General features: G+C 67.0%; 10 protein-coding genes. 5 read left to right on the forward strand and 5 right to left on the reverse strand.

The annotated features are described in order from the left end of the window. Positions 1 to 43: 43 nt before the first annotated feature. From MFF62_RS00390 to MFF62_RS00410, 5 genes are all read right to left on the reverse strand, one after another. Entirely contained in the window at positions 44 to 1,369 is a 1,326-nt protein-coding gene (locus MFF62_RS00390; RefSeq protein WP_238258967.1) for an MFS transporter, read from the reverse strand. Between the two features lie 138 nt (positions 1,370 to 1,507). Then, entirely contained in the window at positions 1,508 to 2,845 is a 1,338-nt protein-coding gene (locus MFF62_RS00395; protein WP_238258968.1) for an amidase, read from the reverse strand. An 8-nt stretch (positions 2,846 to 2,853) separates the two neighbouring features. Then, complete coding sequence (locus tag MFF62_RS00400) at positions 2,854 to 3,531, reverse strand: DUF2848 domain-containing protein (RefSeq protein WP_238258969.1); 678 nt, start codon at positions 3,529 to 3,531, stop codon at positions 2,854 to 2,856. A 34-nt stretch (positions 3,532 to 3,565) separates the two neighbouring features. Continuing rightward, positions 3,566 to 4,264, reverse strand: coding sequence for a GntR family transcriptional regulator (locus tag MFF62_RS00405; protein ID WP_404990524.1), 699 nt, complete (start codon positions 4,262 to 4,264; stop codon positions 3,566 to 3,568). Positions 4,265 to 4,683: 419 nt separating this feature from the next. Beyond that, entirely contained in the window at positions 4,684 to 5,931 is a 1,248-nt protein-coding gene (locus MFF62_RS00410; protein WP_238258970.1) for a Zn-dependent hydrolase, read from the reverse strand. 155 nt (positions 5,932 to 6,086) lie between these two features. On the opposite strand from MFF62_RS00410, the gene MFF62_RS00415 reads away from it, so the two are divergent. The 5 genes from MFF62_RS00415 (at position 6,087) to MFF62_RS00435 (ending at position 11,934) form a co-directional block, all read left to right on the forward strand. Further along, entirely contained in the window at positions 6,087 to 7,739 is a 1,653-nt protein-coding gene (locus MFF62_RS00415) for an ABC transporter substrate-binding protein (RefSeq protein WP_404990525.1), read from the forward strand. 197 nt (positions 7,740 to 7,936) lie between these two features. After that, positions 7,937 to 8,887, forward strand: coding sequence for an ABC transporter permease (locus MFF62_RS00420; RefSeq protein ID WP_238258971.1), 951 nt, complete (start codon positions 7,937 to 7,939; stop codon positions 8,885 to 8,887). A gap of 22 nt (positions 8,888 to 8,909) precedes the next feature. Continuing rightward, entirely contained in the window at positions 8,910 to 9,797 is an 888-nt protein-coding gene (locus MFF62_RS00425; protein ID WP_238258972.1) for an ABC transporter permease, read from the forward strand. A gap of 17 nt (positions 9,798 to 9,814) precedes the next feature. Then, positions 9,815 to 10,882 (forward strand): ABC transporter ATP-binding protein, encoded by a 1,068-nt coding sequence (locus MFF62_RS00430; RefSeq protein WP_404990526.1) that lies wholly within the window; start codon positions 9,815 to 9,817, stop codon positions 10,880 to 10,882. A gap of 17 nt (positions 10,883 to 10,899) precedes the next feature. Next, positions 10,900 to 11,934, forward strand: coding sequence for an ABC transporter ATP-binding protein (locus tag MFF62_RS00435; RefSeq protein ID WP_238258974.1), 1,035 nt, complete (start codon positions 10,900 to 10,902; stop codon positions 11,932 to 11,934). Positions 11,935 to 11,939 lie beyond the last annotated feature (5 nt).

Genomic DNA, 11,939 nt, shown 5'->3' on the forward strand with positions numbered 1-11,939 from the left:
GGGAATCCAGTCCCCTGCCCGCCTTGCTGACGCTTGCTTCGGATTACTGGCGGGCGCGGATGAAGGCAATGACCAGCACCGTGGCGCAGGCTTCCAGGGCGGCCACGAAATACAGGCCCGAGGACAGCTTGCCGGTGGTGGATTTGAACCAGCCGATCATGTACGGCGCCACAAAACCGGCCAGGTTGCCGATCGAGTTGATCAGGGCGATGCCGCCGGCGGCGGCCGTGCCGGCCAGGAAGGCCGAGGGCAGCGACCAGAACACCGGGAAGGCGGCCAGGATGCCGATCGATGCCACGGTCAGCGCCACCAGGGCCAGCACGGCGCTATGCAGCCAGAGGCCGGTCAGCGTCAGGCCCACGGCGGCCAGCAGCGTGGCCAGGGCGCAGTGCATGCGGCGCTCGCCGGTGCGGTCCGAATGGATGCCGTTGAGGACCATCGCGATGGTGCCGGCCACGAACGGGATGGCGGAAATCAGGCCGATCTGCAGGTTGCCGTGCACGCCCAGTTCCTTGATGATCGATGGCGACCAGAACGCGATGGTCGCGTTGCCGCTGACCACGCAGAAGTAAATGGCCGCGCAGATCCAGACGCGTGCGTTGGCAAAGGCGTCCTTGAGCGCCGAATGCTTGGCCGGGTCGCGGGCTTCGTTCTCGATGTCGCGCGTGACGATGGCCTGTTCCTGCTGCGACAGCCATTTGGCGTTCACCGGCTTCTCGGGCAGGTACATCAGCACGGCAATACCGGCCAGTACCGACGGAATGCCCTCGATCACGAACAGCCATTGCCAGTTCGACAGGCCGTCCACGCCGTCCATCACGGTCATGATGAAGCCGGCCAGCGGGCCGCCGATCACGCCAGCGATGGCGAACGACGTCATGAACAGGCCGTTGATACGGGCGCGCCGTGCAGCCGGGAACCAGTAGGTCAGGTACAGCACCACGCCCGGGAAGAAGCCGGCTTCGAAAATACCCAGCAGGAAGCGCAGCGCGTAGAACTGGCCCGGCGTCTTCACGAAGATCATCGCCATGGAGGCAAAGCCCCAGAGGATGGTGATGCGCGCCAGCGTCTTGCGCGCGCCGATCTTTTCCAGCAGCAGGTTGCTCGGCACTTCGAACAGGAAGTAGCCGATGAAGAAGATGCCGGCGCCCAGGCCGTACACGGCTTCACTGAATTGCAGGTCCTGCAGCATCTGCAGCTTGGCGAAACCGACGTTGACGCGGTCGATCCAGGCCAGGATGAACAGGAATACGAGGAACGGGATCAGGCGCACGGTGATCTTGCGGTACGCCTCGTTGCGTTGCTGCGCCAGTTGCGCGGGCGGCAGGCTCTCCAGGGCGCCGGGGGCGCCGCTCATCACGGAAGACATCGGTGACTACTCCTTGGGTGTGGTTGAACGGGGCGCCGCTACGTTGGCGGCGCCCTCTCGCATTGCGCTGTGCTGGCGCTTCGGGCGCGGTGCCCGTGGGAATCCGGCCGGGGAAATTCAGCCGCTGCTGCGGGTGCGTTACTTGCCGAGTGCCTGCTCGATGGCGGCCGACACCTGCAAGGTGCGTGCGTCGCTGCCAGTCAGTCCGCAGACGCCCAGGCCCATGCCCTCTCCCATCGGCAGCGATGTGGCGCAGCCGTCGAGGAAGTTGATCACGCTGGCGTTGCGCAGCACCAGGCCGTTGGTAGCGAAGAAGTCCTCGTCGCGCGTCAGCGCATCGAGTCGCGGCGGGCGAACAGCCACGCTGGGCATCAGCCAGGCATCGGCGTCGCGCAGCAGGCCGGCGGCGCGTTGCTGCATAGCGCGGCGCTCAGCCAGCAGCACGATGTAGTCGGTAGCCGTCAGCTTCTCGCCACGGCGGATGCGTTGGGCCACGCGTTGGTCGTACTGGTCGCCCTTGGCTTGCAGCAGTTCGCGATGCCAGGTCCACGCTTCTGCAGCCGTCAGGCCGCCAGCGGCGTTGATCTCGGGCAGGCGGCGCAGTTCGGGGAAAGCGAACTCAACGATGTGGGCGCCCTGCGCCGACAGCTTGACGAGCGTGGCCTCGAATGCCTGCGCCACCTCGGCTTCCACGCCGTCGCCCACGAAGTCGCGGGTCACGTACAGGCGCAGGCCGCGCAGGTCGGCGGCGCGCGTGTCGAGCGTCTCGCCGCTGAGCACGGCATCCACGGCCGCGCAGCACGCCACCGACCGGGCCAGTGGGCCGGCTGAATCGAGCGACGTGGAAAGCGGCACCGCGCCGTCCAGCGGCACGCGCCGTGCGGTCGGCTTGAAGCCGGTCAGACCGCAGAACGCCGACGGAATGCGGATCGATCCGCCGGTATCGGTGCCCAGCGCCGCCACGGCCATCTGTTCGGCCACGCTGACGGCGCCGCCCGACGTCGAGCCGCCGCTGATGCGCTCGCCATCAAAAGGCGTGCGCGGCGTGCCGTAGTGCGGATTCAGGCCCAGGCCCGAGAACGCGAACTCGCTCATGTTGGTGCGGCCAATCAGCACTGCACCAGCGGCGCGCAGCCGGGCCACCGCCGGCGCATCGGCCTGGGCCGGCGCGTTGCCGTCCAGCGCCTTCGAGCCGGCGCGCGTCACCTGCCCACGCACATCGAACAGGTCCTTGATCGATACCGGCAGCCCGGCCAGCGGCGATGCCACGTAGCCAGCGGCACGCGCCTGGTCGGCAGCATGTGCCTGGGCCAGCGCGCCCTTGGCATCCACGCTCATGAACGCCACGCCACCCGCCTGCTGGTGACGATCGATATTGGCCAGCGCTTCCTCGGCCAGCGAAACGCTGGTGGTGCGGCCAGCCGCCAGCGCGGCGGCCAGTTCGGCGATGGTTGGTGCGATGGTAGGTGCGGTCATGGGCAGGCTCACTCGGCTACGGCCAGCGTTTCCACGCGATACACGTGGCGCAGGCTGCGGTTGCGTACGGGGTCGTGCAGTTCCACTTCAAAGGCTTCGCCGTGGCCCATCTCGCCGATCACGGCCTGGGTGCCACAGAACATCGCGGTGCCGGGCGGCAGTTGCGCCTCGCCGGTCAGGCGTTCGATCAGGTCGCGCGGGTCCAGCAGGCGCGTGACCTTGCCTTCCTGATACAGCGCGCGCTGGCCGTCGCGTACGCGCCAGCAACGCATTTCCAGCACGTCCCAGTGATCGGCTACCTCGTCAAAGCGCCACACCTCGCCGCCCATCGGCTTGGCGCACATCTGCTTCGACACCGTCACGTCGTACGCCTCGACCTTGCGGTCGGTGTGGTCGGAGCCAATGCCGACGTACAGCGCGTCGGCGCCCTGCAGCAGCACGAACTCGGTTTCGCCGGACGAGTCGTCGCGCGGCACTTCGAGCACGTCGGATGTGGTCAGCAATTGCGCGGCCAGCGGATAGAACGTGGGCACGGTGGCGGGCGGCTTCACGCCGATAGCCTTCAGTTCGTCGATGTGGTGCTGGACGGCGTCCATGTCGCGGCCAGTCCAGCCGGCGATGATCAGTCGTTCGATGTCGAGGGCGAGCGCGCCCCCGCCGGCTACCTGGAGATGCAGTGTCGGCATTGCTTGCTACCTGTTACGAGGGGAAAAGATTCGGTCAGAGGGTCCGGATGATGTTCTTCCGGAATTCGTCAATGTGTTCGCGGATCGCGTTGCGCACCGCCGGCACGTCGCGCCGCTCCAGGGCGTCGACGATTTCCAGGTGCTCCTGGTAGACGTTCTCCAGGTGCTGCGGGTCGGACAGCGACAGGAACCAGAAGCGCGCCTGCTTCTCGTGCAAGCCGCGCAGCAGTTCGGCCAGCACGCGATTGCGCGAGGCGGCCGACATGGCGGTATGGAACTTCAGGTCCAGCGATGCCAGCGCCGGGATGTCGCGGCGGGCGATCAGCTCCGGCGAGCGGTCGACGATCTCGCGCATCGCCTTGAAGTCGCTCTCGTGCCCGCGCTCGCAGGCCAGCGTGGCGCACAGCATCTCGTTGGTGGCGCGCACCTCGATCATGTCCAGCACTTCGTTCAGCGACAGCGGCGTCACCAGCACGCCCTTGCGCGGCAGGATCGACACCAGCCCTTCCACCTCCAGCCGATGCAGCGCCTGGTGTACCGGCGTGCGGCCAAGGCCCAGCAGCGCAGCCACCTGGGCCTCGTTCAGCGGTTCGCCAGGGCGGAATTCGCACGCGATGATGCGGCGCTTGATTTCGGTATAGGCCTGCTCGCGCAGCGCGGCGCCGCTCTGGGCGAGCGTCGGGACGGCGGGCGGGTTGTCGGCGTTGCCGACGAGGCGGATCGGGTTGGCCACAGGCTAGGTCCGGTCGGGCTGTGTTGAAGTTGTTGTGATACTAGTGTGATATTTCACTAAGGACAATGGGGAAATGGGTGGGGTAAACACTAGGGAGTGGGGTTTCGGGGTGTTTGGGGTGTGCGGTGGGCGTCGCGCGTGGGTTCGATGTCGTTGGGCTGACAAGTTGGTGCAAGGTGGCATCCATCGTGGTGCAGGTGGTGGAGTGCGTGTGCCATTGAGGGGTGCCGTTTCCCGTCTTTCGATTTGCTCCCCTCTCCCTCTGGGAGAGGGGCTGGGGGTGAGGGCGTTGAGGCTCTGCTTGCCGACGGGTCGAAATTTGAACTGCCGGGCCCTCTCCCCCAACCCCTCTCCCGCGTTGCGGGAGAGGGGAGCAAACCAAGGCGTTGCGGGAGAGGGGAGAAAACCGGCGGTGCGCCCTATCTCGCGTGCTCCAGCATGGCTTGCAGCAGTACGTTGGCGCCGGCTTCGATGTGCTCGGGCAGCGCGTCTTCCAGTTCGTTGTGGCTGATGCCGTCCTTGCACGGCACGAAGATCATGCCCGTGGGCGCGCGCTGGGCCACGTAGACCGCGTCGTGCCCTGCCCCGCTCACCACGTCCATATGGGGCAGGCCCAGTGCAGCCGCCGCGCGCCGCACACTGTCCACGCAGGCCGCCGCGAATAGGCAGGGTTCGAACTTGACCACCTGGCGCACCTGCACGGTCACGCCTGCCGCGTCAGCGATGCCCGCGAAGGACGCGCGCATGGCGGCGTCCATGCGGTCCAGCCCGTCCTGCGCCAGGTTACGGAAGTCCACCGAGAAATCGACCTGCCCCGGAATCACGTTGCGTGAGTTCGGCTTGATCTCGACAAAGCCCACCGTGCCACGGCCATGCGGCGCCTCGTCGCGCGCGATGCGGTTGACGGCTTCGATCATGCGCGCCGACGCAAGCAAGGCATCGTGCCGCAGCGCCAGCGGCGTAGGCCCGGCGTGGGCGTCCTGGCCGGTCACGGTCACGTCGTACCACTGCTGCCCCAGCGCGCCGCTGACCACGCCGATCGGCAGGCCGGCTGCTTCCAGTACGGGCCCCTGCTCGATGTGCGCCTCGAAGTAGGCCGCGTACATGCCGCCCGGCACCTCGCCCGCCGGCTGCTCGCCACGGTAGCCGATGGCCGCCAGCGCATCACCCACGCGGATGCCGTCGCGGTCTTGCTGCGCACGGGCGAACCCGGCATCGAACACGCCCGCGAACACGCCGGAGCCCATCATCACCGGGGTGAAGCGCGTGCCCTCCTCGTTGGTCCAGAACGCCACCTCCAGCGGCGCGCGCGTGACGATGCCCAGGTCATTGAGCGTGCGCATGACCTCCAGACCGGCCAGCACCCCGAAATTGCCGTCGAACTTGCCGCCCGACGGCTGCGTGTCGATATGGCTGCCGGTGGCCACCGCAGGCGCGGCTGGGTCACTGCCCGCGCGCCGCGCGAAGACGTTGCCGATCTCGTCGGTGCGCACCTCCAGGCCGGCATCGCGACACCACTGCACCACCAGGTCGCGGCCCTTGCGGTCTTCCTCGGTCAGCGCGATACGGCACACGCCGCCCTTGGGCGTGGCGCCGATCGCGCCCAGGTCCATCAGCGATTGCCACAGGCGGGCGCCATTGATGCGGGGAGTGAATTGCGAATCCATGTCTATGTTGTCTGTGGTGAGTGAACATCGAGCAACGATCCAGCAAGAAGCAGACCACGACGCGAATGATCCATCGATGGTGCATGACCACTGGCACATCACTTGCTAGACGGTACGCAGCCATCTCATTCCCCTCACCATCAGGAGCCCTGCCTGTGAACCACTCCAAGTCTCTCCGCGCGAAAGGTCTCGCCGTCGCACTGTCGCTGCTCGTCTTGCCAGGTGCGGCGATGGCCGACAAGGTGCTGCGCATCGGCATGACCGCCGCCGACATCCCGCGCACGCTGGGCCAGCCCGACCAGGGCTTCGAGGGCAACCGCTTCACCGGCATCCCGATGTACGACGCGCTGACCGCCTGGGACCTGTCCAAGAGCAACGGCCCGAGCCTGCTGGTTGCGGGCCTGGCCACCGAGTGGAAGGTCGACGACAAGGACAAGACCCAGTGGACGTTCAAGCTGCGTCCGGGCGTGAAGTTCCATGACGGCTCGCCGTTCAATGCCGATGCCGTGGTCTGGAACGTCAACAAGGTGCTGGACAAGACCGCCAAGCAGTTCGACCCGAGCCAGGTGGGCGTGACCGCGTCGCGCATGCCCACGCTGCGCAGCGCGAAGAAGATCGACGACCTGACCGTGGAGCTGATCACGGCCGAGCCCGATTCGTTCCTGCCCTACAACGTGTCGAACCTGTTCATGGCGTCGCCCACGCAATGGGAGAAAAAGCTCGCCGCCGTGCCGGCATCGGTGACCGATCCGGCCGAGCGCAGCAAGCAGGCGTGGGTGGCCTTTGCCGCCGACGCCTCGGGCACGGGCCCGTTCAAGATGACCCGCTTCGTGCCGCGCGAGCGCCTGGAACTGGCAAAGAACGCCAGCTACTGGGACAGCAAGCGCACGCCGAAGATCGACAAGGTGGTGATGGTGCCGATGCCCGAGGCCAACGCACGCACGGCGGCACTGCTGTCCGGCCAGGTCGACTGGATCGAGGCGCCCGCGCCCGATGCCATCGCGCAGATCAAGAGCCGTGGCTTCGAGGTCTACGCCAACACCCAGCCGCATATGTGGCCGTGGCAGTTGTCATTCGCGCCTAACTCGCCGTGGCTGGACAAGCGCGTGCGCCAGGCCGCCAACCTGTGCGTGAACCGCGCCGGCCTGAAGACGCTGCTGGGCGGCTACATGGCCGAGGCCAAGGGCATTGTCGAGGCGGGCAACCCGTGGTGGGGCAATCCCAAGTTCGACATCAAGTACGACCCGAACGCGGCCCGCAAGCTGATGAGCGAAGCCGGCTACTCGGCGGCCAAGCCGGTCAAGGTCAAGGTGCAGGTGTCGGCGTCGGGCTCGGGCCAGATGCAGCCGCTGCCGATGAACGAGTACGTGCAGCAGAACCTCAAGGAGTGCTTCTTCGACGTGGACTTTGACGTCGTGGAATGGAACACGCTGTTCACGAACTGGCGCGTCGGCGCCAAGGACGCCAGCGCGCACGGCACCAACGCGATCAACGTCAGCTTTGCGGCGATGGACCCGTTCTTCGCCATGGTCCGCTTTGTCAGCACCAAGACCCAGCCACCGGTTTCCAACAACTGGGGCTACTTCGGCAATGCCGAGTTCGACAAGCTGATCGAGACGGCACGCACCTCGTTCGGCGAAAAGGACCGCGACGCCGCGCTGGCCAAGCTGCATGCGCGCATCGTCGAGGAATCGCCGTTCGTGCTGATCGCGCATGACGTGGGCCCGCGCGCCATCTCGAAGAAGGTCAAGGGCGTGGTGCAGCCGCAGAGCTGGTTTATCGACATTGCGACGATGTCGATGGATTGAGGTTGAAATTTTGCGTTGGTTTGGCTCCCCTCTCCCATGAATGGGAGAGGGGCGGGGGGTGAGGGCCAGCGCATCAAGCTGCGTTCCACGTGGTCTTTTATCGACGGCCTGCCCTCACCCCCAACCCCTCTCCCGCATGCGGGAGAGGGGAGCAAAAACAAAGAAGACTCCAAACACCCACAAGCCGGCAACAGACCATGACTTACCTGCTACGCCGCATCGTGTATGCGTTGCCGATCCTGCTTGGGGTCGCCCTGCTCTGCTTTTCCCTGGTCCATATCGCGCCCGGTGACCCGCTGGTATCGGTGCTGCCGCCCGATGCCTCGGAAGACCTGCGGCGCCAACTGACCGCGCTGTATGGCTTCGACAAGCCGTTCCTGGAGCAATTTGCCCACTGGCTCGTGCGTGCGCTGCATGGCGACCTGGGCACGTCGATCGCGACCAACCGCCCCGTCATGAGCGAGGTGGGTAAGGCGGTCATCAACTCGATCCGGCTGGCCTCGGTGGCCACGCTGATCGGCTTCACGTTTGGCTGCCTGTTCGGCTTCGTGGCCGGCTATCTGCGCGATTCGGTGCCCGACCGCGTTGCCTCGTTCCTGTCGGTGCTGGGCGTCAGCATTCCGCACTACTGGCTTGGCATGGTGCTGGTCATCGCGTTTTCGGTGCTGCTGGGCTGGCTGCCGGCCACCGGTGCCGGCCCCGACGGATCGGGTTCCTGGGCGTGGGATTGGGGACACATCCAGTACATGCTGCTGCCCGCGGTGACGATGTCGGTGATCCCGATGGGCATCGTGGCGCGCACCATCCGCGCGCTCGTGGCCGAGATCCTGTCCAACGAATTCATCGTCGGCCTGCGCGCGCGGGGCCTGTCGGAGTTTGCCGTGTTCCGGCACGTGGTCAAGAACGTGGCGCCCACCGCGCTGTCGGTCATGGGGCTGCAGCTGGGCTACCTGCTGGGCGGATCGATCCTGATCGAAACCGTGTTCTCGTGGCCCGGCACCGGCTTCCTGCTCAACGCTGCCATCTTCCAGCGCGACTTTCCGCTGCTGCAGGGCACCATCCTGGTCCTGGCCGTGTTCTTCGTGCTGCTGAACCTGGTGGTGGATGCGCTGCAGACCGTGTTCGACCCCCGCATCCAACGCAACTGAACGCCGCCATCAGGGAGCCCCCATGGAAATGACGTTGAACAAGGCCGTCGCGCCGCTGCCCGTGGAACGCTCGCCGGGCTACTGGGCCACGGTCGGGCGCCGGCTGTTGCGCAACAAGCTGGCGATACTGGCCGCGCTGATCCTGCTGGCACTGATCGTGATGGCGATCTTCGCGCCCGCGCTGACGCCGGCCGATCCCTATGCCTCATCGATCCTCAAGCGCCTGAAGCCGATCGGCTTCGAAGGCTACCTGCTGGGCACCGACGAACTGGGCCGCGACATGCTGTCGCGCCTGATGCTCGGCGCGCGGCTGTCGCTGTTCATGGGCATCACGCCCGTGCTGCTGGCCTTCGTGATCGGCAGCGCCGTCGGCATCGTGGCCGGCTACGCGGGCGGGTGGACCAACACGGTGATCATGCGCCTGACCGACATCCTGTACGCGTTTCCGTCGGTACTGCTGGCCATCGCGCTGTCCGGCACGCTGGGCGCGGGGGTGGGCAATGCGCTGCTCTCGCTGACCATCGTCTTCGTGCCACAGATCGTGCGCGTGGCCGAGAGCGTGACCACGCAGGTGCGCAACCGCGAATTCGTCGATGCGGCCCGCGCGTCCGGCGCATCGTCGCTGACCATCGTGCGCGCGCATGTGCTCAACAACGTGCTGGGTCCGATCTTCGTCTATGCCACGAGCCTGATCTCGGTGTCGATGATCCTGGCCTCGGGCCTGTCGTTTCTGGGCCTTGGCGTGAAGCCGCCGGAACCCGAATGGGGCCTGATGCTCAACACGCTGCGTACCGCCATCTACACGCAGCCGTGGGTAGCCGCCCTGCCCGGCGCGATGATCTTCCTGACCTCGATCTCGTTCAACCTGCTGGCCGACGGCATCCGTTCGGCCATGGAAATCAAGGAGTGAGCATGGCCGAGACCCCGATGTCCCCGACATCCCCGGCGTCCGCCGATGTGGGCGGCCCCGCCCAGCCGCTTGTGATCGCGCGCGACCTGGTCAAGCATTTTCCGTTGAAGTCGCCAGTGCCGTTCCGGCCGGGCGGCGTGGTGCGTGCCGTCGACGGCGTCAGCTTCGACGTGCTCAAGGGCGAGACGCTGGGCGTGGTGGGCGAATCCGGCTGCGGCAAGTCCACCACGGCGCGGCTGCTGATGCAGCTCACCGCGCACGACAGCGGCGAGCTGATTTTCGATGCGCAGGGCGTGGGCACGCCGCAACTGCCGATGAAGGCGTTCCGCAGCCAGGTGCAGATGGTGTTCCAGGACAGCTATTCGTCGCTGAACCCGCGCCTGACCATCGAGGAATCGATCGCTTTCACGCCGCGCGTGCACGGTGTGCCGTCGAATGAAGCCACCGAGCGTGCGCGCTATCTGCTGGAACGCGTGGGCCTGGAGCCGAATCGCTTTGCCGGGCGCTATCCGCATGAGCTGTCGGGCGGGCAGCGCCAGCGCGTGAACATCGCGCGTGCGCTGGCGCTGCGCCCCCGGCTGGTGATCCTGGACGAAGCGGTGTCCGCGCTGGACAAGTCGGTCGAGGCGCAGGTGCTGAACCTGCTGCTGGACCTCAAGGCGGAATTCGACCTGACCTACGTCTTCATCAGCCACGACCTCAACGTGATTCGCTACCTGTGCGACCGCGTGATGGTCATGTACCTGGGCAAGGTCGTGGAAATTGGCGATACCGCGCAGGTCTACGCCAACCCGGCCCACCCGTACACGCGCGCGCTGCTGGCGTCGATGCCGTCGATGGACCCGGACCACCGCACGCTGGCTGCGCCGTTGGCCGGCGATCCGCCGAACCCGATCAATCCGCCATCGGGCTGCAGCTTCCACCCGCGCTGCGCACGCGCCGAACCCGTGTGCGAACGCCGCGCACCGGCCTTGTCCGACGCGCTGGCCGGCCATCCGGTGTCCTGCCTGATGGCGATGCCCGACGGCGGACACTCGCTGCCGCTGCGCCGCATGACGCCGGGCTTGCACGCGGCCACGCCCTGAATTCGCCAGAGATTTCGATGTCCACAGACTCCACCACCCAGTCCCCTGCGACCCCAGCGTCCCCTACGCCCGCCGTGTCCGTACGCGACCTGCGGGTGACCTTCTCGGGCGGCGGCAAGACCATCCAGGCCGTCAACGGCGTGTCGCTCGACGTGGCACCCGGCGAGGCCGTGGCGCTCATCGGCGAATCGGGTTCGGGCAAGAGCGTGACGCTGCGCGCGCTGATGCGCCTGCATCCGCCGCGCCGCACCACGATGACCGGCGACATCCGCGTCGATGGCCAGCCAGTGCTGAAGCTGGACAAACGCGCGCTGGCCCGCATGCGCGGCGGCACGGTGGCCATGGTGTTCCAGGAACCGTTGCTGGCGCTGGACCCGGTCTACACCGTGGGCCAGCAGATCGTGGAATGCATCCGCACCCATCGCAAGGTGTCGAAGGCCGAGGCACAGGCGCTGGCGCTCAAGGCGCTGGAATCGGTGCGGATTCCCAGTCCGGAGCGCCGCCTGGCCGCCTATCCTCATGAGATGTCCGGCGGCATGCGCCAGCGGGCGATGATCGCGCTGGCGCTGTCGGCGCAGCCGAAGATCCTGCTGGCGGACGAACCGACCACGGCGCTGGACGCCACCGTGCAGATCCAGGTGCTGATCCTGCTGCGCGAACTGCAACGCGAGCTGGGCCTGTCGATTGTCTTCGTGACGCACGACATTGGCGCCGCCGTGGAAATTGCCGACCGCGTGGCCGTGATGTATGGCGGGCGCATCGTCGAGGAAGGCCCGATCCGCACGCTGATGCGCGAGGCGCGCCATCCATACACGGTAGCGCTGCTGCAGAGCCGCCAGCACGGCATGGAGCCCGGCCAGCGCCTGCAGACCATCGGCGGCGCGCCGCCGGACCTGGCCGCATTGCCGCCCGGCTGCTCGTTCGCGCCGCGCTGCCCGCACGTGCGCCCCGCCTGCCTGGCCGAAGTGCCGCCGGCGGTGACGCTGGGCGGCGGCCATCGCGTCAGTTGCGTGCTGGCGGCCGAACCGGCCTCCAGCGAATGCGCGGCCTGACACCG

This window comes from Cupriavidus pauculus (assembly GCF_022179805.1).
In the GTDB taxonomy this organism is placed as follows: domain Bacteria; phylum Pseudomonadota; class Gammaproteobacteria; order Burkholderiales; family Burkholderiaceae; genus Cupriavidus; species Cupriavidus pauculus_E.